The 19,356-nt window shown below is 70.6% G+C and carries 15 protein-coding genes; 4 read left to right on the forward strand and 11 right to left on the reverse strand.

All coding sequences use genetic code 11. The annotated features are described in order from the left end of the window. Positions 1-99: 99 nt before the first annotated feature. A complete protein-coding gene (locus CIK81_RS16930) occupies positions 100-480 on the reverse strand; it encodes a hypothetical protein (protein WP_114355939.1) in 381 nt (126 codons plus the stop codon). Between the two features lie 83 nt (positions 481-563). On the opposite strand from CIK81_RS16930, the gene CIK81_RS16935 reads away from it, so the two are divergent. Continuing rightward, positions 564-842, forward strand: a complete 279-nt coding sequence (locus tag CIK81_RS16935; RefSeq protein ID WP_096197493.1) for a hypothetical protein — start codon at positions 564-566, stop codon at positions 840-842. 52 nt (positions 843-894) lie between these two features. Here CIK81_RS16935 and CIK81_RS16940 read toward each other — a convergent pair whose 3' ends face one another. The 4 genes from CIK81_RS16940 to CIK81_RS16955 form a co-directional block, all read right to left on the reverse strand. Further along, complete coding sequence (locus CIK81_RS16940) at positions 895-3,045, reverse strand: acyltransferase family protein (RefSeq protein ID WP_114355940.1); 2,151 nt, start codon at positions 3,043-3,045, stop codon at positions 895-897. Positions 3,046-3,064: 19 nt separating this feature from the next. Further along, positions 3,065-4,372, reverse strand: coding sequence for a M18 family aminopeptidase (locus CIK81_RS16945; protein ID WP_114355941.1), 1,308 nt, complete (start codon positions 4,370-4,372; stop codon positions 3,065-3,067). Next, a complete protein-coding gene (locus tag CIK81_RS16950) occupies positions 4,369-6,438 on the reverse strand; it encodes a DUF6541 family protein (RefSeq protein WP_241964238.1) in 2,070 nt (689 codons plus the stop codon). The genes CIK81_RS16945 and CIK81_RS16950 overlap by 4 nt, the downstream gene beginning before the upstream one ends. Before the next feature lie 83 nt (positions 6,439-6,521). Beyond that, the gene (locus tag CIK81_RS16955; RefSeq protein WP_241964239.1) at positions 6,522-8,903 is read right to left on the reverse strand and encodes an acyltransferase family protein; all 2,382 of its coding nucleotides are present in this window, start codon (positions 8,901-8,903) and stop codon (positions 6,522-6,524) included. A 372-nt stretch (positions 8,904-9,275) separates the two neighbouring features. On the opposite strand from CIK81_RS16955, the gene tgt reads away from it, so the two are divergent. After that, complete coding sequence (gene tgt, locus CIK81_RS16960; protein ID WP_114355956.1) at positions 9,276-10,571, forward strand: tRNA guanosine(34) transglycosylase Tgt; 1,296 nt, start codon at positions 9,276-9,278, stop codon at positions 10,569-10,571. Between the two features lie 110 nt (positions 10,572-10,681). Here tgt and CIK81_RS16965 read toward each other — a convergent pair whose 3' ends face one another. After that, positions 10,682-11,446 (reverse strand): hypothetical protein, encoded by a 765-nt coding sequence (locus tag CIK81_RS16965; protein WP_114355943.1) that lies wholly within the window; start codon positions 11,444-11,446, stop codon positions 10,682-10,684. A gap of 94 nt (positions 11,447-11,540) precedes the next feature. Next, a complete protein-coding gene (locus CIK81_RS16970) occupies positions 11,541-14,546 on the reverse strand; it encodes a glycoside hydrolase family 2 TIM barrel-domain containing protein (protein WP_114355944.1) in 3,006 nt (1,001 codons plus the stop codon). A 194-nt stretch (positions 14,547-14,740) separates the two neighbouring features. Here CIK81_RS16970 and CIK81_RS16975 point away from each other — a divergent pair, with 194 nt between their 5' ends. Then, complete coding sequence (locus tag CIK81_RS16975; protein ID WP_199586401.1) at positions 14,741-14,998, forward strand: type II toxin-antitoxin system Phd/YefM family antitoxin; 258 nt, start codon at positions 14,741-14,743, stop codon at positions 14,996-14,998. After that, the gene (locus tag CIK81_RS16980) at positions 14,995-15,390 is read left to right on the forward strand and encodes a type II toxin-antitoxin system VapC family toxin (protein ID WP_114355946.1); all 396 of its coding nucleotides are present in this window, start codon (positions 14,995-14,997) and stop codon (positions 15,388-15,390) included. The genes CIK81_RS16975 and CIK81_RS16980 overlap by 4 nt, the downstream gene beginning before the upstream one ends. A gap of 33 nt (positions 15,391-15,423) precedes the next feature. On the opposite strand, the gene CIK81_RS16985 is transcribed toward CIK81_RS16980, so the two are convergent. From CIK81_RS16985 to CIK81_RS17000, 4 genes are read right to left on the reverse strand one after another with little or no spacing between them, the layout of a single operon-like run. After that, a complete protein-coding gene (locus tag CIK81_RS16985; RefSeq protein ID WP_158542090.1) occupies positions 15,424-16,293 on the reverse strand; it encodes an alkaline phosphatase family protein in 870 nt (289 codons plus the stop codon). A gap of 2 nt (positions 16,294-16,295) precedes the next feature. Further along, positions 16,296-17,120 carry a carbohydrate ABC transporter permease gene (locus CIK81_RS16990; protein ID WP_199586403.1) on the reverse strand — a complete coding sequence of 275 codons (825 nt, stop codon included), beginning with the start codon at positions 17,118-17,120 and terminating at the stop codon, positions 16,296-16,298. Beyond that, positions 17,117-18,025, reverse strand: coding sequence for a carbohydrate ABC transporter permease (locus CIK81_RS16995; RefSeq protein ID WP_114355948.1), 909 nt, complete (start codon positions 18,023-18,025; stop codon positions 17,117-17,119). The genes CIK81_RS16990 and CIK81_RS16995 overlap by 4 nt, the downstream gene beginning before the upstream one ends. Next, entirely contained in the window at positions 18,012-19,331 is a 1,320-nt protein-coding gene (locus tag CIK81_RS17000) for an ABC transporter substrate-binding protein (protein ID WP_158542091.1), read from the reverse strand. The genes CIK81_RS16995 and CIK81_RS17000 overlap by 14 nt, the downstream gene beginning before the upstream one ends. Positions 19,332-19,356 lie beyond the last annotated feature (25 nt).

Genomic DNA, 19,356 nt, shown 5'->3' on the forward strand with positions numbered 1-19,356 from the left:
GACGCTCGCCTGGGCCGCGATGCGTGAGGGCACCTGCCCGGCCGGGTTCGGCGCGGCGGCGAGGGCCCACCGCGTCAGCTCCGAGGCCTGAGCCGACGGTCAGCGTCGGCGTCCGAACAGGCCCCGACGGCGGTGGGGCTGCGGGGCCGACGACGGCTCGGGAGCGTCGGGAGCGTCGGGCTCCTCCGGCTCCTCGCTCCGCAGGCCGTCCTCGTCCAGCCAGTCGTCGGTCCAGCCGACATCGGACTCGTCGCGCGGACGGTAGGCACGGCGCGGGCCCAGGACGTCCTCGACCTCGGCGAGATCGATCTCCCGAGGAGGCGTGACCTCCTCGCCCCGATGCGTGACCGGACAGGTCCAGAAGTAGGGGCAGCCCGGGCACCCGGCGGTCTCCTCGTCCGGAGCCGCCTCGCGCTGCATCTGCACCCCGTCGATCTGCTGCAGCATGCGCAGACGCGACTCGTAGGGATTGATCTCCATGGCCCGCTCAGACTACGGGTCCGGGCCTGCTGAGCAGGGCACGTAGGATCACGGGCGACCAGCCTGCCCCGAAGGAGCCCGCGATGAGCACCCCGCACGAGCGCGTCGATGACGCCACCCGCCGACTGCTGGACCTGCTGGAGCGCGGGGAGTCCCTCTCGCTCGAGGCGATCGACCTGCGTGCGGAGCTCGCCGTGGCCACGGCCGAATCCGGCCAGCTCGAGGACGCGTTCTTCCAGGTCGACGAGCTGCTGAAGGATGCCCAGCGCGAGCACGGGCCCGAGCACGACGTGGTGTCGCGGGTGCGCTCCGCGGTCGCCGAGGTCGAGACCCTCGCCCGACGCAGCATCGAGGGCAGCTGAGCAGGCAGGTGAGCCAGCTGTGCGGGCGGGTGAGCGGGAGGACCTCCCGCGCTCACCAGCGGAAGCCGGCGTCCCCGAGCTGCCGGGCGACCTCGTCCCCGGAGGATTCCATGTAGGTCGCCGTGAGGTGGTCCTCGTCGAACATGACGTGCACGTTGCCGATGATCGGCGTGCACGCGTGCTCCGGGCAGATCACCGGCACCAGGTCCACCGGGAACACCTCGCCCTCCCCGCGGGCGGCGAGCGTCTCGAGCACGGCGGCGTCCGTGCGCCGTTCGGGCATGATCTTCGGATCCAGCGCCTGGGTGCAGTCCTCGACGTCGCCCGCCTCGAGGCAGGGCACCGGGCTCTCGGGAAGGCGCGGTGTATCGCGCAGCGCGATCACGTCCGTCCCGCCCTCGAGCAGCCGGGGCACCTCGCCCTCGGTGACCAGATCGACCCGTTCTGGGCCCTCATGGGGCAGCAGGGTGGTCGAGACGGCCACCGCCTCGGGCTGCAGCTGGTCGATGTACTCGCTCGCGGCCTCGTTGTGGGCATCGCACTCCGGCCCCAGGTAGGAGGCGCTGCCGGGGGTGAAGCCGCAGCTCGGAGCCCGCACGATGATCAGCCGCCAGTCGTTCTCCTGCGCCGGGCCCGTGAGGGAGACGGCGGTCTGGGCGAGGCGTGAGTTGCCGGTCGCGACGATCACCGGGGCGTCGTCGGGCGCATCGGTCATGCGGCAGGAGTCCGCGAGCATCCCGTCCGTCGGGGCGAACTCGCCCTCGCAGGACAGCGGCAGGTTCTCCCAGTCCTGGGGGAGGATCGCGGCCGACGGCAGGGGCGCGGCGTCGGGATCCGCGTCGGGGTGCGGCGCGAAGTCGGGGTCGAGTACGCGCGCGCCGGGGTTGTCGGCCGTGGCGCGACGCTCGGCGTCGCGCTGCTGGGTGAGCAGGTACTGCTGGGCGGCGAGTGCCGGTGTGAGCCCGAGAACCAGGCAGGTGAGCGCCACGGCGCCGGAGCGCCAGGCCTTCGCGCCCGCCCACGGCCAGCGCCGGATCGGCGTGTCCACCACGCGGGTGAGCAGCCAGGCGGCGGCGAGCGAGGCGAGGATCAGCAGCAGTCCGTCGAGCACCCCTGCGCGGTCCTTGCCGGTGTGGGCGAGGTACAGCGTCAGCAGCGGCCAGTGCACCAGATAGAGGCCGTAGGAGATGTCCCCGAGCACCTTCGCGGGGCCGGTGGACAGGATCCGGTCGACGCTGAACCGGTGCCCGGTGGTGCCCACGAGCAGCACCACGGCGGCCGCCGCGAGCGGCCACGCCGCGATCCAGCCCGGGAACGCGCCCTGCACGTCGATCAGCAGACCGCACGAGATCAGGCCGGCGATGCCCGCCCAGCCGGCGATCACCCGGAGCGGGGGCGCGGCACGGGGGACCGACCGTCTGCGACCGGAGCGGCGGGCGGCGGCGCGCTCCTCCCACAGCGGCAGCAGCAGTCCCAGCAGGCTGCCCGCGGTGAACTCCCACAGCCGGGTGAAGGTGTCGAAGTAGGCGATCTCCTGCTGGGTGGCCGTCGAGTGCACCGACCAGGCGAAGGAGGCCACGAGGACGAGCGCGAAGACCACGCCGAGCACGGCCCGCGGGGAGCGGCGCAGCACGCGCGCGACCAGTACGCCGGCGGCGATCAGCAGCGGCCACAGCAGGAACACCTGGCCCTGGATGGACAGCGACCAGAAGTGCTGGAAGGCGGAAGGACCGGTCTCGGCGGCGGCGTTGTAGTCCACGCCCCGCTGGATCAGCACCCAGTTCTCCACGTGCAGCAGCGAGCCGATCGCGTCCGTGATCGCGGGCATCCACCGGTCGGCCGGGAGGATCAGGTAGACCCCGCCCAGGGTGGCGAGCGAGACCACGGCGGTGGGCGGGAGCAGCCGTTTGAAGGTGCGCCCCCAGTACGCGAGAGGGCGCGTGCCCTCGCCGCGGTCCACTCGGCGCAGGAACGTCCCCACCAGCAGGAACGAGGACAGGAACAGGAAGACGTCCACGCCGCCGGAGACCCGGTCGAACCACACGTGGTAGAGCACCACCAGGGCGATCGCGAGGCCGCGCAGCCCGTGGAGCTCGGGCCGGAAGCGTCCCGCGGCGGTGCCGCCGGTCGTGCCTGCGGGGGAGGAGGAGCCGGACCGGTGGGGCCGGTGGGGCCGGCGGCGCTGGTGGGGCGTGGAGGGCATGGAGGGAGCGGGGCGCCTCTCAGCCGCGCAGGAAGGCGGCGCAGGCCTGCTGGAGCAGGAGCGGGTCGGTGACGGCGCACATCTCGCGCGCCGAGTGCATGGACAGCAGGGTGAGGCCGACGTCGATCGTGGTCATGCCCAGGCGGGTCGCGGTGATCGGACCGATCGTGGACCCGCAGGGCATGGCGTTGTGCGAGACGAAGTGCTGGTAGGGCACCCCGGCACGATCGCAGGCGGCGGCGAAGGCGGCGATGCCCACGGCATCGGTCGCATAGCGCTGCTGGGCATTGATCTTGAGCATCGGCCCTTCGGCGAGCCGGGGCCGGGTGACGGGGTCGTGACGCTCGGGGTAGTTCGGATGGGCGGCGTGGCCGGCATCGGCCGAGAGCACCATCGAGGAGGCGAACGCGCGGCGCCGGGACGCCTCGTCCCCGCCGACGGCGGCATGCATCCGCACCAGCACGTCCTCGAGGAAGGGCCCCGCGGCGCCGGAGCGGGAGGCAGAGCCCACCTCCTCATGATCGTTGGCGACCATCAGCGCGATCGGCGCGCCCTCGTCATGACCGGCGGCCGCCACCGAGATCAGGGCCTCCACCTCGGCGTGCACCGAGGTGAGGTTGTCCAGCCGACCCGAGGCGAGGAACTCCTCGTGGGCGCCGAACAGGGCCGGGGCCTGGGCATCGACCGTCACCACGTCGAAGCCGACGATGTCGTGTGCGGGCACGCCGGCCTCGGCGGCCAGCAGCTCCATGACGTCCACCGAGCCCAGGCCGAGCACCGGCTGCAGGTGACGCTGCGGGTCCAGCTGCAGACCGTCCTTGTTCACGGCGCGGTCCAGGTGCACCGCGAGCTGGGGCACGCGGAGCACGGGCCCGGTGCTGACCAGCACGGTGCGGCCATCGGCCAGGGCGAGGCGCCCGGCCAGGCGCAGCTCCCGATCCAGCCACGAGTTCAGCAGCGGTCCGCCGTAGACCTCGACGCCCACCTGCGCGAAGCCCTCGCCGCCGAGGTCCGGGTTCGGCTTGAGCTTCAGGGCGGGGGAGTCGGTGTGGGAGCCGACGATGCGCCAGGCGCTGGCCGGGTCGGCTCCCTCGGGCGCGGACCACGCGATGAGCGAGCCGTCGCGCAGCACGTACCGGTCCCCGGCGACGTCGGCAGCCTCCCACGGGGCGGTCTCGTCGAGCTCGGTGAAGCCGGCCTCCTCGAGCCGGCGCGCGGCTTCGCGGGCGGCGTGGAAGCTCGACGGGGACGCGGTGACGAAGTCCCCGAGGTCGAGGGCGGTGGCGCGGGCGCGCGGGGACGGGGCGGAGGCGGAGTAGGCGTTCACGACGTCATTGAACCATCGGTGCCGCGGCAGGGGAGCATGCGCAGGAGCTTGGCGTCGCCGACCTGCAGGACCACCTCGGCGGCCTCCGTCTCGGAGATCTCGTTGAGTCCCGTGTAGCTCGCGGAACGGCCGTGGAGCTCCTGGGGGCCGAAGTCGAGGGCGTACTCGACGTCCAGGTCCTCGGCGGCGTCGCACACCTCCGGGTTCGTCTGCGCTTCGTCCAGGCGCCCGTTGAGCAGGTGCACCTCGGGCTCGGCCTCGAAGCCCATGAAGGTGTTCAGCACGGGACGGTCCGAGATCGCGTAGGCCAGCGAGCTGCCGTTCCAGGCATTCGTGGCGATCACCGCGTCCTCGGGCACCACGTCGGGGAGCTGCTCGAGCAGGGCGCGCTCATCCGGGCTGAGCAGCACGGTGCTGCGCCAGTCCGCCTCAAGATAGTTCTCGTTGACCGCGGTCGCCGGGGAGCTCAGCGACAAGGTCAGCACGCCCAGCACCGCGAGCAGACCGACGATGGGGCCGACGAGACGGCCGGCGACGGTGGATCCGGCGGAGATGCGCGGGCGCCGGTCGGTCAGGAGGCGGAGCAGCCGTCGGCCGATCACGTCGATCCCCACGGCGAGCAGCGGGATCGCGACCACCGGCACCAGCGCGGAGATACGGTAGTTGTCGCTGTACCAGTTGCCCGTGAGCAGGTATCGGAGATCGCCGGGAGGGGTGGCGCGGGTCGCGACCGACAGCGCGGCCGCGCCCAGCCAGGATGCCACCAGCCACCGCGACGTCGTCAGCAGCAGGACGGCGATCAGGCACAGCAGCATGACGACACCCAGCGGCACCCAGGCCGGTGTCGCGTTCGGGGACAGAGAACCCACCTGGCCGATCGCCTGGGTGAGGGTGGCGTTGGGCCTCCAGACCGCGGAGGACTGCGGGGGCCGGGCCACTAGCCAGATCTGTCGGGAGACCACGGCGGCGACGAGCGTGAGCAGCGCCAGCGGCCAGAACCGCCGCCAGGAATCCGGTGCGCGGAGTACCAGGTCGCGGGCGCGCACCAGCGCGGCCCACCCCAGGATCGGCAGCCCGAGCGCGATCCCCACGAACACGCCCTGCGGATGGGCGAGTGCCGCGGAGAGCAGGATCAGCGGAGCGAGCACGAGGAGCTGAGAGGTGCGGAGGCGACGCTCCGCGAGCCCAGCGATGTGCGCGACCACCATCACGACCAACGGCATCAGCGCGACCGAGAGCAGGTATGGCAGCACGATGCCCCACGACATCAGGGACTGCGGGAACGCGGCGGTCATGCCGGCCAGGCCGCCCGCGGCGAACAGGCCGAAGGGGCCGCAGGCGGTCGTGGTGCGCACCAGCGCCATCAGGCCCAGCGGCCACACCACGGCGCTCACCAGCAGCATCATCACGTTCGAGACGAGGATGATCTCCTGCCCGGACAGCTGCACCCCGAGGCTCACCGCCTGGTGCCACAGCGAGGGGTAGTAGGCGGCCTCGCCGGGCAGCGCGGTCATCCCGCCCACCACCCACGCCGAGCCGTCCCCGGCGCGCAGGATGTGCCGGACGGCGTTGAGATGGAAGACGTTGTCGTAGCTCTGGCTGATCGCGTCGATGCTGCCCATCATCATCAGCGCACGGACCAGCACGGTGCCGCCGCCCAGGGCGAGGCCGCCGAGGACCGCGAGGGCGAGACCGCGCGGCCGGGAGAAGAACGGTCGACGGGCGGAGGCGGGGTGCGGGTCCGTGCTGAGGCCGGCGTCGTCAGCGGCGGCGTCGGCCGTGCCGACGGCGGTGGGATGAGGCGTGAGACGTCGACCGAGCGGGATCAGCGCGGCCCCCAGCAGCAGTCCCAGCACCACGGGCGACAGGACGCTCCAGGGGATGCGGGCCTGGTGACCGATCTCCGCTGTGATCGCGATCAGCGAGAGCGACGTCGGCGCGAGGGCCGCGGCCGCGGTGAGCGGGCGCAGCCGCAGGGCGAGCACCGTGGGCAGCCCCGGGACCACGAGCACCGCGACCATCGCCAGCACGGCGAGGACCACGGTGAGCACTCCCGTCGACTCCACCGCGTGCACCTGCTTCCTTCGGGAACGGGCACCAGAGGGGCCCGGGACCCGGACAGCGTAATGTGCTCAGGTGGCCGACCTGTTCACGCGTCGTTCATCAGCTGTTCCGTCACGGCCGGAGCGAGGTTCTCCTCGACGAAGAGCCTGGTCAGATGGTCGTCATCCATGTAGACGGCGACGTCCCCGAGCACCGGGGAGCAGCGTCCGTCCGGGCAGATCCGGTCCGAGAGATCCAGCAGGGTGACCCGCGCGTCGCTCTGCGGATCCGCGGGAACGAGATCGGCGAGGGGCTCGGCGGGGTTCGAGGCCGCGAGGCGGTCCGACGCCTCCGCGCCGCACTCCTCGTCGGCGTCCACTGGGGTGCCGCCGCCGTCGATCACCGCCTCGGCGCACTGGTACTGGTCCTCCTCCCAGCGCGGGGTGTCCCGGGCCGCGATCACGTCGATGCCGCGATCCAGCAGCGCCTGCACGGAGGATTCGGCGCCGTCCGGCAGCGTCTCGTCCGCCGTGCCGGCTTCGGTGAGGGTGACCGTGGACAGCACCGTGTCGGGCTCGACGGCGTCGAGGTAGGAGAGCACGTACTCGTCGTAGCCCGCGCAGTAGCTGTCGCGCTCGGCCCCGGCCAGGAACTGGCAGCCGTCCATCGACAGGTTCACGATCTGCAGATCCTCCGCCTCGGCGGTGGGGAGCAGAGCGGGGATGTACTGCCGGGAGTGCGAGCTGCCCACCACCACGATGGTGCCGGAGGCCTCGGCGTTGCCGGGCAGCAGCTGCTGGCAGAGCACGTGGGGGAAATCGGCCGACGGGGCCCAGTCGCCGGCGCAGCGCTCGGGGAGGTCCGGCCACTGGGAGCCGAGCTGCCAGCCGGCGGGGCGGAGCTCGGTGGGTGCCTCGGTCGCGACCTCGTCAGTGGGCAGCTCCTGGGTGGAGGCGGCGGGGGTCTGCGCGCCGGACCCGCTCAGCACCAGCCACCAGCCGCCGGAGGCGGCCGCCACCAGGGCGAAGCTCGCGGCGACGGCCGTCAGCGCCCGCCAGGGCTTCGCCTCCAGCCAGCGTGAACGGCGCACGGGCGCGTCCACCGCCCGCGTGACCAGCCAGGCCAGGAGCACCGAGCCGGAGAGCACCACGAGGCCGTCCAGCAGCCCGGCCCGCTGCTGGCCGCTCTGGTGCAGCCAGAGCACGAGGATCGGCCAGTGCACGAGATACAGTGCGTAGGAGATGTCGCCGATGAAGGCTGCCGGGCGGGTGGAGAGCAGCGCATCGATGCCCCAGCGGCGACCCGAGTATCCCGCCACCACCACGGCGCCCGCCGCGGCCAGCGGCACGATGGCGATCCAGCCGGGGAACATGGTCGATACGTCCAGCACGATGCCGCAGGCGAGCAGGGCGGCGATGCCCGCCCACCCGAGCAGGGCGCGGCCGGTGCGCAGGCGCGGCGGCGCACCGTCCTCCGGGCGGCTGGCACCGGTGAGCCGGTCGATGACGGGAAGGGCGAGCGCGAGCAGGGACCCGGCGGCGAACTCCCACAGCCGGGCGGCGGTGTCGAAGTAGGCCACCTGCTGCTGGGTCTGGGTGCTGATCACGGACCAGGTGAGCGACGCGGCCGCGATCGCCAGCATGAGCACCACCAGGGGCCGGCGCACGCTCTGGCCGCGCCGCGCCCGGCGCACCACCAGGAGGAACAGCAGCGGCCACACCACGAAGGCCTGCCCCTGCACGCTGAGGGACCAGAAATGCTGCAGGGGAGAGGCGCCGCCGGCATCGCGGGCGTGATAGTCGACCTGCAGGAACACCAGCAGCGCGTTCTGCACGTACGCGGCCGAGGCGACCGCTTCCTGCATCACCGTGGGCCATAGCGAGGAGGGCAGGAACGCCGCCGTCCCGACGAGGGTGAGCACGATCGTCACGGCTGCGGGCGGCAGCAGGCGCTTGAAGGTGTGCAGCCAGTACCGGGGCACGCCGAGGGGCCGGCCGCTCTCCAGGCGCCGCACGAAGGTCCCCGTGAGGAAGAAGGCGGACAGGAAGAGGAAGACGTCCACCCCGCCGGAGACCCGGCCGAGCCAGATGTGGTAGATCGCGACCAGTCCGAGCGCGACCGCTCGCAGGCCGTGCAGCTCGTGGCGGAAGACCGGGCGGGCGTGGCGCGCCTCCGCGGCGGCCGGCGTGCTCCGGCCGCCTGCACGGGCGGCATCGTCGGCGGTGGCCGTGCGGGAGCGGCGCTCTTCGTCGGCCGGGACCCAGGTGCCGGAGACGGAATCCGCCGTGGACCAGGCGTCTTCGGCCTCCCGTTCGGCGTGCAGCTCGATCGGGCCCTGGAGCCAGTCATCGAGCGAGGACGTCGCGGTCGGCAGTGCGCCCGCGGTCCACGCGGAGAGCTCGGAGCGCGGCGGCTCCTTGTCGGGCTGCGCGGGCTCCGCGGCCGCCTCCTGGGTCCAGTCCTCGAGGGAATCGGCAATCGGGGCCACGGGGGCGGCCTCGGACTGTGCAGCGAGCGCGCGGGCGATGGCGGCCTGGCGGGCCTGCTCCTCCGCGCTGAGCGGGCGGGCGCGGCGGCCGCCCGCGCTCCCGGACGTCGGGGTGCGGGGATCGTGAGGCGAACTGATCGCGATCCCCTTCCGTGCTGCGGCGGCCTGAGCGTCTGTCGCGCCGGTGGGGCGTGGGCAGTGCTCGGCTGGATTCTAGTGGATCGGCGTCTGCGCGACGTGGCGGGCCGCGCTGACGGGCACCGGACCCTGCGGGCGTGATGCGCGTCGCGGTGGCGATCCGGCACGTCCGGGCGGGGGACGTCGTGGGACCATGAGCCAGTGACCACCGACGCCCCCGAGCCGACGCAGCCGCTGCCCACCGCCGCGGGACCCTCCGTCCCCGCACCCTCCGCCCACGCGGGCCGGGCCGAGACCGGGTTCGAGGTCACGGCACGCCACGGGGACAAGGCTCGCGCCGGCGTGATCACCACTCCGCACGGCGAGATCGCGACCCCCGCCTTCATCCCCGTCGGCACCAAGGCCACCGTCAAGGCCGTGCTGCCGGAGTCGATGAGCGATCTGGGCACCCAGGCGCTGCTCGCCAACGCCTACCACCTCTACCTCCAGCCCGGCCACGACCTGATCGACGAGGCCGGCGGCCTGGGCGCCTTCATGAACTGGCCCGGCCCCACCTACACCGACTCCGGCGGCTTCCAGGTGATGAGCCTCGGCGCGGGCTTCAAGAAGGTGCTCTCGAGCGAGTTCTCCGGCGGGGAGAAGGCCCGCACCTCCTCCGGGGAGGACGACGCCGTCGCCGAGGGCAAGGAGCGCCTCGCCCACGTCGACGACGACGGGGTCACCTTCCGCTCCTTCATCAACGGCGACGAGCACCGCTTCACGCCCGAGATCTCCATGCAGATCCAGCACGGCCTGGGGGCGGACATCATGTTCGCCTTCGACGAGCTCACCACGCTCATGAACTCCCGCCGCTACCAGGAGCAGGCCCTCGAGCGCACCCGGCTGTGGGCGATCCGCTGCCTCGCCGAGCACGCCCGGCTCACGGCGGACCGCACGCATCGCCCCTACCAGCAGCTGTGGGGCGTCATCCAGGGCGCCCAGTACGAGGACCTGCGCCGGCAGGCGTCCCGGGACCTCGGCGCGATGGACGTGGAGGGCTGGAGCTTCGACGGCTTCGGGATCGGCGGCGCGCTCGAGAAGGAGAACCTCGGCACCATCGTGGACTGGGTGACCGACGAGCTGCCCGAGGCCAAGCCCCGCCACCTGCTGGGCATCAGCGAGGTCGACGACCTCTTCGTGGCGATCGCCTCCGGTGCGGACACCTTCGACTGCGTCTCCCCGTCCCGGGTGGCCCGCAACAGCGCGGTCTACACCCGCACCGGGCGGGTGAACCTCACCGGTTCGCGGTACCGTCGGCAGTTCGCACCGATCGACGAGGCCTGCGACTGCTACACCTGCACGCACTACACCGCCGCCTACGTGCACCATCTGTTCCGGGCCAAGGAGATGCTCTCCTCGACGCTGTGCACGATCCACAACGAGCGCTTCGTGGTGCGCCTGGTGGACCGCATCCGCGGCGCGCTGCACAGCGGCGACTTCGACGCTCTGCGCGAGGAGACGACCGGCGCGTACTACGGCGCTCCTCGCTGAGCCCCTGACCCCGGACCCCTGAGTCCTGCGGCTGATCGGTCGTGACAGAGCGACGGCCCGACCCCTGAGGGGGCGGGCCGTCGCCGGCGAGAGGGGAGGTGGCGCGAGGGTCAGACGGTGCGCTTCACCCAGTTCCGCGCCATCAGGCCGCCGACGATGAGGCCGGCGAACACGACGAGCAGGCGGACGATCTCGACCACGACAGAGATGATCGATACGGTCTGGATGGTGGAGAAGTCACCGGCGTTGTAGAGGACGGCGGTGAAGATGCCGGAGAAGATCCAGTACACGATGACGGACACCACGAGGGTCGCCGCGACGATGATCGCGCCCGCGCGTCCGCGCCCCGTGGACTGCACCGCCACCATGATCGAGAGGACGAGCAGGCCCAGCGAGACCAGCCCGTTCACGAGCAGGAAGAGCAGGCCGACGATGACGCCTCCGCCGGCGACGGCCATGCCGTTGTCCATGGAGCCGCTGCTCATGGCCGCATTCCCGACGAGGGACGTCACGATGCTGACGATCTCGCGGATCACGCGCACCACGATCAGGGCGGCCACCAGGATCAGCATCCACTGGGTGAGCTTCGCGAGTCTCGAGCCGGAGCCGGAGCCGGAGCCTGAGCCGGCTCCGGAGCCGACGCCGTTCGGTGCGGAGTGCCCGGTGGCGCCGGGATAGGCGGCAGCGGCCGGGGCGCCCGGGTAGCCGCCCGGTGCGGGAGTGGGCGCCGGGGAGGCCGGCTGCCACTGCGGCTGCGCGGGGGACTGCGGCTGCGGGGCCGGCTGCCACTGCGGCTGAGTCGGCTGCTGCGGGTTCTGGTCCCCCTGGCCCCACTGCGGCTGCTGCCCGTTGTTCGGTCCGTACCCCTGAGTCATGCGTCTCCCTGTGCCGTATCCACGAAACGCCGCGCGACGCCCTGGACCAGACTATCGGCCCGGGGCGTCGCGACGATCACGGCGAGGTGTCGGGTCAGGCCTGCGAGGGCGCCAGGCGGAAGGAGAAGGTCTCCTCGCGCGCCGAGAGCACGTACTGCGGCAGCGGCTCGGGCCCGCAGGCTGCGGAGCCGACGCCCTGCAGCGCTGCCGACAGGGTCACCCAGGTGCGGCCGTCCGGGCGCAGCGCCCCGTCGTGCGCTGTCTTATCGAGCTCGGCGCTGGACCACGGTCGCACCGTGAGCCCCAGACCCTCGGGGGAGCGCAGCTCGAGAGCGCCCCCGGAGCCGCCGCTCAGCACCGCGGTGACGACGTGGGCCCGGTTGCCGTTCTCCTGCGGGAACACGTACGGCACCTGGAAGTCCGCGAGGGAGGAGGACCAGGCGGCGAAGGTCGTTCCGCCGCCGGTGTCCGGGTAGGACTCGTGCGGACCGTAGCCGGAGTACTCGACGTGATCGGGCGCCGACGGCAGGGCGAAGCTCCAGCCGATGCGCGGCAGCGGCAGGTCCTGCGGCCAGATCTCCGACGGGGACACGGTGACCTGCACGGAGAGACCGTCCTGGTCTGCGCTCCAGCGCTCGGTGACGTCGGCCCCGAGCGCCGAGCCGTCCAGGCCCAGCCGGCTGCGGACCACCAGGGCCGCGCCGTCGGCGGCGTCCTCGGCGCTGATCTCGACCAGGCGGCGCCGGGCGACGTCCAGTCCGATCCGCTTCCAGCGGGCTTCGAGCGGGTACCGGGTGCGGGAGCGTTCGTTGTCCACCGGAGCGCGGTACAGGTCCACGCCCGCCTGCTCGATCTTCAGCGCGCCGACGCCCACGAGGCGGCCCAGATCATCGAACCGGGCCGGCCCGAGGGTCCAGGAGCCGTCCTCGTCCTGCTGCGGGGCAAGGGCCGCACCGGCCGACGGGGCGGTCTGGGCGCGCAGGCGCTCGGAGTCCACGTGATCCGCGGCGACGATCAGGTGACCCGAAGGGACCGGGCCCTGCGCCTCGCGGGTGGTGAGCCGCACCGTGGTGGTCGCGCCTTCGTGCTCGGGCAGCGCCACCTCGGCGGTCTCGCCCGGGGCGATCTGCGGCAGCTCGAGCTCCTGCCAGCTCGCCTGGGCGTCGAGGGACACCTCGGCGCGCAGGTGCGAGAGGTCGGAGAAGGCATAGCGGTTGGTGAGCCGCACGCTGCCGGGGGAGACGGCGAGGCCCACCGGGGAGTAGTGGTGCTTCGCATCCAGCAGGGCGGGGGACGGCGTGCGGTCCGGCAGGACGAGCCCGTCGGCCACGAAGTTGGAGTCGTGCAGGCGTTCGCCGAAGTCGCCGCCGTAGCCGTAGATGCGGTTGCCCTCGGCGTCGGTGGTCTCCAGGCCGTGGTCGATCCACTCCCAGATGAAGCCCCCGTGCAGCGCTGGGTACTTCTCGGTGAGCTCCATGTACTCCTTGAGGGAGCCGGCGCCGTTGCCCATCGCGTGGGCGTACTCGATCCACAGGAACGGCTTCGTCAGCGCCGGCGGGTTCGCGAAGCTGCCCTCGGGGACGTCCAACGCGAAGCTGCGCAGCATCCGCGTGAGCTTGTCCTGGTACTCGGGCGTCAGCTCGCGCCGACCGATCTGCTCGGTCTCGTCCACGGTGGAGTACATCAGCGAGAAGACATCCACGTAGGAGGCGGAGTAGTCCTGCTCGTAGATCACGGGGCGCGTGGAGTCCGTCTCCCGCACCTGGGCGACCATCGCCTCGGTGACCGGGCCGCTCGCGGCCTCGTTGCCGATCGACCACAGGACGATCGAGGCGTGGTTGCGGTCGCGGCGCACGAAGCGGTCCGACCGCTCCACCAGCGACTCCTCGAACAGCGGGTTCTGCGCGGGGCCCTCGGCGGCGCCGGAGCCGTCCTCTCCCCAGGTGGAATCGGCGTGGAAGCCGTGGGTCTCGAAGTCGCCCTCGCAGATCACGTACAGCCCCGCCTCGTCGCACACCTCGAGGAACCGCTGATGGGGCGGGTAGTGGGAGGTGCGCACCGCGTTGAGGTTGTGCTGCTTCATGAGCGCGACGTCGAGGTCCTGGTTCTCCAGCTGCTGGGCACGGCCCACCACCGGATCCGCCTCGTGCCGGTTCACGCCGCGGAACACGATGCGCTCGCCGTTGACGCGGAAGATCTCGCCGTCGACCTCGACGCGGCGGAAGCCGATCTTCAGGCCGACCGTCTCGGAGTCGGTGCGCACGGTGACGTCATACAGGTGCGGATCCTCTGCGGACCACGGGCGCACCTCGCCCACATCGAGCGCGTCCTCGCCGGTGGGGGAGGAGAGCTCCAGGCCGGGCACCTCGACCCGCGCCGCGAGCGGGGCTCCGGTGGCGTCGTAGGCGGTGGTGCGCAGCGTGCCGCGCCCGGTGGCCGGATCGAAGTCCGCGACCGTGACCAGGTCATGGATGCCGCCGACCGGCCGCAGCAGCAGGTCCACGCTGCGGAAGATGCCCGAGGCCCACCACATGTCCTGGTCCTCGACGTAGGTGTTCACCGACCACTGCACCACGCGCACGTCCAGCCGGTGCTCGCCGGGCGCGTCCGCAGCGGTGAGGGCGTTGGTGACGTCGAACTCCTGGGTCAGGCGGGAGCCGGCGGTCACGCCGATCTCCTGGCCGTCGATCCAGACCTTGGCGGCGGAGTCCACGCCCTGGAAGCGCAGCAGCACGCGGGCGCCGCCGGAGAGCTGCTCGGCCCAGTCCGCAGGGACCGTGACGGTGCGGGAGTAGTGCCCGGTGGGGTTCTCGTCGGGCACGTGCGGGACGTCGCGCGGGATCGGGTAGATGACGTTCGTGTACTGCGGGGCGCCGTAGCCCTGCAGCTGCCACAGGCCGGGCACCTCGATCTCGGCGCTCTCGCCCAGGTCGGAGCCGTCCGCGCGGGTCCCGTAGCGGAAGTCCCAGGTGCCGTCGAGGCTCAGCTGGGCGGTATCGGAGTGCAGGTGAGCGCGGCCGCGCAGGCGGTTGCGCCCGGCGGGCAGCTCCTCCCACCAGCGGTCGGACGGATCGGTGGTGGGCAGGGCGGTGTTGGTCATCCGGAAGGGCTCCTCGTCGAGTTCGTGAACGTTCCCGTAGCCCAGGCTACTCGGAATGGGGCGAGGCTGTCGCGGTGACCGGCCGCGCCGATACCGACAGTGATCTGGTGCTCGCGCAGGCGCCTTGCTACGGTGTGCTACACCGCGCGTTGCGCGGTCACCGATCGCCATCGGATCGCCAGGAGTTGAGCGTCATGTCCACCATTCCGCACCGCGAGCTGCGCAACCACAGCACGGAGATCCTGCGCCGGGTCGAGGCCGGGGAGACGTTCTCGATCACCAACAATGGTCGGACGGTCGCCCGCCTGGTGCCGTACTCCAGGTCCCCGCTCGATGCTCTGCGAGAGACGGGGCGGGTGAGCGCCGTCCAACAGGTCGATCTGGAGGCGATTCCGCCGGTGCACGGCGTCAGCAGTCGCGAGATCCTGGACGACCTGCGGGGTGAGGAATGATCGTCTACCTCGACACCTCGGCCGTGCTGAAGATCCTCATCGACGAGCCCGGCACGGCGGCGATGCGCGACTCCTTCAACGGGTGGCAGGGGAGGGGCGACGACATCGTCTCCTCCTACCTTCTGCACACCGAGCTGCATTGCGCCGCCCGACGACGAAGGTTCGTCGAGCGAGAGGTCCTCGACATGCTGCTGGCCGGGATCGGTCTGATCGACATCGACAGATCACACCTGCTCGCAGCCTCCCGGCTCTCGCACCCGTTGCGCAGCGCAGACGCGATCCACTGCGCCACCGCACTCGCGATCGATGCGGATGCGCTGGTCACGTATGACCGTGAACTCGCCGACGCCGCTCGCAGCGCGGCCATCACGCCGCTCAGCCCGGGAGCCTGAGCGGCGTGTGCCGACGCCCCGGTGAGGTGGGGTTCACCCCAGCAGCGCCCTGCCGGCATATCCCCATGACGGATCGATCGGCACGGCCAGATGCTCCATCAGGGTCGGTGCGAGGTCGACGGGTTCCGCCTCGGCTCGCCACTGCGCAGCGGTCCCACCGCCCAGGAGCCCGGCGACGATGAACGACTGGCGCTCCTGCCAGGACCCGCCGCCGTGCCCGCCCTCGTCGAGATGGCCGTGATCGGTGCTGAGCACGACCAGCCACTCCTCCCGGTCGTAGGTCGAGCGTCGACGAACGGCCTCGAGAAGCTGGGCCAGATAGTCGTCCAGCACTCCGATGACCGCTCTGTATTCGTCACCCACGCCATACGCATGACCCACCTTGTCAGCCTGCCCGAAATAGACGAAGGACAGGTCGTGCTCCCCGATATGGAGCTCCCGTCGAGCCTCCTCGAGCACCAGGGGATCGGTGTCTGAGAACCCGCCACTGTAGTCACGGCGATCGAAGAACGAGAGCTGGTTGACCCCGGGGCCCAGGATCGGGCCGGGCCCGTAGTGCGTGCCGAAGATGAGTGCCGAGGCTGCACCGTAGGTGCGGATCTCGCGGTCAGCGCTGTAGGCACGGGTGAGCACCGACGGATAACGGTGCAGCAGGTGGTACTCGTCCTGGTTCCCGGAGACCTTGTGCGTCGAGGGCCAGACCCCCGTGAGCAGGGTCGACCAGCCGACGGCGGTGACCGTCGGTGCGACGTCGACGTCCGGGAGGGTGGTCGTCCACCAGCGGCCGTGGGAAGCCAGGTCCTGGACGGCGGGCGGGGCGAGCGCTCTCAGCACGTCGTCGCGAACCCCGTCGAAGCCGACGAAGAGCGCTTTGCGTCGCTTGCCGTCGTGGGTGTATCTCATGGTCATCCTTTCACTGCTCCTGACATCAGGCCTCGCTGCAGACTTCGCACACCGAACAGCAGCACCACGACGGTCGGCACGATCGCCATCATCACGGCGGCCATCACGACCGGCCATGCGGTCATCTCCTCGCCCTGCATCATCTTCAGTCCGATCTGCACGGTGCGCACGCGGTCGTCGCTGGTCACCAGCAGCGGCCACAGATATTTGTTCCAGGTGGTCAGGAATCCGTACACAGCCAGAGTGGCGAGCATCGGCCGCGACAGGGGCAGCACCATGGTCACGAAGAAGCGCCGGCGAGGGCAGCCGTCGATCCGTGCCGCGTCGTACAGATCGTTCGGGAGGGTGAGGAAGGACTGTCGCAGCAGGAAGATGCCGAAGGCTGTGGCGAACGACGGGACGGACAGACCTGCGAAGGTATTGAGCCAATCGAGGTCCCGCACGGTCTGGAAGTTCACGATGATCGTCGCTTCCCAGGGGATCATCATCGTGCTGATGATCACCGCGAAGAAGAAGCTGCGCCCGCGGAACGTCACGAAGGTGAATGCGAAAGCCGCCGTCGAACTGGTGACGAGCAGCGCCATCGTTACCAGCAGCGACATGACCATGGAGTTCAGCAGGTACTTCAGCAGCGGGAAGCTCTCCGTCGCTCGAGCATAGTTCTCGGGCGTGAGCTCTGACGGGAAGAAGGCACCTGCATTGAAGTCCTCCTGCGACATCAGGCTCACCGAGAGGGCGTAGAGCACGGGAAAGGCGGTGATCAGTGCGAGCGCGACGAGCACCGCGTAGGTGATGACCTTCGACCACCGGCCGGTCACGGGCGTCACTGGTAATGCACCTTCTTCTCGGAGAACTTGAACTGGAGAGCCGTCAGCACGAGGACGATCACGAAGAGGACGACGGCCTGGGCACTGGCGAACCCGACCTGGTTCCGGGGGAAGGCGTTCTGGTAGATCTCGTACACGATCAGGTTCGTCGCCCCGGCGGGCCCGCCCTGGGTGAGGATGTCGATCTGCCCGAAGGACTGGAACGAATCGATCACCAACACGATGCCGACGAACATCAACACGGGAGACAGCAACGGGATGGTGACGTTCACCAGCCGGCGCCAGCTGCCTGCTCCGTCGATCATGGCGGCTTCATAGAGCTCATCGGGGATGGACTGCAGGCCGCCCAGCAGTACGAGGAAATTGAACCCGAGGCTCATCCAGACCGTCGTGAGGGCCACGGAGAACAAAGCGACGCGGGGATCGGTCAGCCAGCCGATGTCAGGCATGCCCAGCAGGCCCAGGATCTTGTTGAAAGCTCCTGAGCTGGGGTGGAACAGGGCACGGAACATCACCGCTGCCGCCGCCGCGGAGACGGCCATGGTGGAGGCATAGGTCGTCCGGAACAGGGTGATGCCGCGCAGCTGCCGATTGGTCATCACGGCCAGCAGCAAGGCGATGATGATTGTGCACGGGACCGTCATGAGGGTGAACAGGAGCGTGACGCGCATCGACGGCAGGAACGTCGATGAGGTGAAGACGTTCCAGTAGTTCCCCAGGCCCGCCAATCTGACTGCGTCACCACGCACGTTCGTGATAAATGCGCTGAGATACCCGGTCTTGACCAGGGGATAGAAGAGAAAGACCCCGAGGATCAGCAGGGCCGGCGAGAGGTATCCGATACCGCTGGCCGCCTCCAGCCAGGCGCGATGGCCACGCTTCCTCGTCCGCTCAGCCGTTGGCATCGTTGTAGGCCTCCAGTGCGCTCGTGACCTCCTCGGCAGCAACGTCCAGCTCATCCTGCGGATCCGCTCCGTCGTAGATCCGCTCCCAGGCATCCCCGAGGTACTCCGTCGGGGTGACACCGGCGTCGGTCCCGAGGGACGCCGGGTTGGTCTGGGTGTCGCCGACCTGCTCATTGGCGACTCGGATCGATTCGATCTCATCCATCGCGGTGGTCAGGGCGGGTTCGTCGTAGGAGGCGGTCGTGATCGGGTAGTACCCCGTGCCCGCGGCCCACCTCGCCTGCACCTCCGGGTCCAGCAGATGGCTGACGAAGTCGAACGCCGCGGTCTGCGCCTCGTCCGGGGAATCTATGAAGATCCAGAGGTCGGCGCCTCCGATCACCGATCCCTGTGGCTCAACGCCGTCCGGGACCGGGAAGTACCCGGCACCGACCTCGAAACTGGTCTCCTGGTCATGAATGATCGACGCGGCGCTGGTGTCCAGGATCATCGCGACATCACCGCTATACCACGGGGGTCGCAGGTCGTCGAGCGAGCGGCCGAAGTTCGCCAGCAGCCCGTCCTCGTAGAGATCCCGGATCCACGTCATCGTCTCCACGCCGGCATCGGAGTTGAACACGGCCTCGGTGGGCGTCCCGGAGCGGCCGTTGTCCTGGTTGTACAGAAGCTCGCCCTGGTTGGCCATCATGTCGATGAAGGGGCCACCGGTTGTGAGCATCGCGATGCCATGATCGACGAGTCCGGAGTCGACGAGCTCCTGCGAGGCATCCCGGATCTCGGAGAAGGTCTGCGGCGGATCGTCGGGATCCAGCCCCGCGTTCTCGAACAGCTCACGGTTGAAGAACAGCACGGCTGCCGAGGTCGCCTGCGGCATCGAGTAGAGCATCTCGTCGACCTGTCGGGAGTGCAGGATGCTCGGCTGGATCGCCGAGGTGTCGAAACCGGCCGCGTCGATCAGCTCCTGCATCGGCCTCGCGATGCCGCTGTCGATGATCTCGCGCTTCGCCCCGGATCCCAGCTGCATCAGGTCAGGAGCATCCTTCGTGCCGACGACCTGCATCAGCTTCGTCTGCGCTTCGTCGTACATTCCCTGGAACGAGGCCTCGACGCGGACCTCGGACTGGGAGTCGTTGAACTCCTGCACGAAGCCTTCGAGCAATTCGGCGTTGTTCCCGCGCATCGAGTGCCAGAAGGTCACGATGATCTCGTCGTCCGGACCGCGCTCCGCGCTCTCCGATCCGCAGGAGGACAGTGCGAAGCCGGCAGCCGAGGCGGCTGCGGCGAGTGAGAAGGTACGGCGCCTCATGATCTGGTTCTCCTTCGACGGGCTG

Origin of the sequence: Brachybacterium sp. JB7 (assembly GCF_003335205.1) — a bacterium.
GTDB classification, from domain to species: domain Bacteria; phylum Actinomycetota; class Actinomycetes; order Actinomycetales; family Dermabacteraceae; genus Brachybacterium; species Brachybacterium alimentarium.

What these genes read in the sequence shown, in the direction of transcription:
- CIK81_RS16985 (WP_158542090.1), bottom strand. Translation starts at nt 16,293, where the DNA reads ATGAGATACACCCACGACGGCAAGCGACGCAAAGCGCTCTTCGTCGGC.
- CIK81_RS16970 (WP_114355944.1), bottom strand. Translation starts at nt 14,546, where the DNA reads ATGACCAACACCGCCCTGCCCACCACCGATCCGTCCGACCGCTGGTGG.
- CIK81_RS17000 (WP_158542091.1), bottom strand. Translation starts at nt 19,331, where the DNA reads ATGAGGCGCCGTACCTTCTCACTCGCCGCAGCCGCCTCGGCTGCCGGC.
- CIK81_RS16980 (WP_114355946.1), top strand. Translation starts at nt 14,995, where the DNA reads ATGATCGTCTACCTCGACACCTCGGCCGTGCTGAAGATCCTCATCGAC.
- CIK81_RS16940 (WP_114355940.1), bottom strand. Translation starts at nt 3,045, where the DNA reads ATGCCCTCCACGCCCCACCAGCGCCGCCGGCCCCACCGGCCCCACCGG.
- CIK81_RS16930 (WP_114355939.1), bottom strand. Translation starts at nt 480, where the DNA reads ATGGAGATCAATCCCTACGAGTCGCGTCTGCGCATGCTGCAGCAGATC.
- CIK81_RS16975 (WP_199586401.1), top strand. Translation starts at nt 14,741, where the DNA reads ATGTCCACCATTCCGCACCGCGAGCTGCGCAACCACAGCACGGAGATC.
- CIK81_RS16935 (WP_096197493.1), top strand. Translation starts at nt 564, where the DNA reads ATGAGCACCCCGCACGAGCGCGTCGATGACGCCACCCGCCGACTGCTG.
- CIK81_RS16995 (WP_114355948.1), bottom strand. Translation starts at nt 18,025, where the DNA reads ATGCCAACGGCTGAGCGGACGAGGAAGCGTGGCCATCGCGCCTGGCTG.
- CIK81_RS16965 (WP_114355943.1), bottom strand. Translation starts at nt 11,446, where the DNA reads ATGACTCAGGGGTACGGACCGAACAACGGGCAGCAGCCGCAGTGGGGC.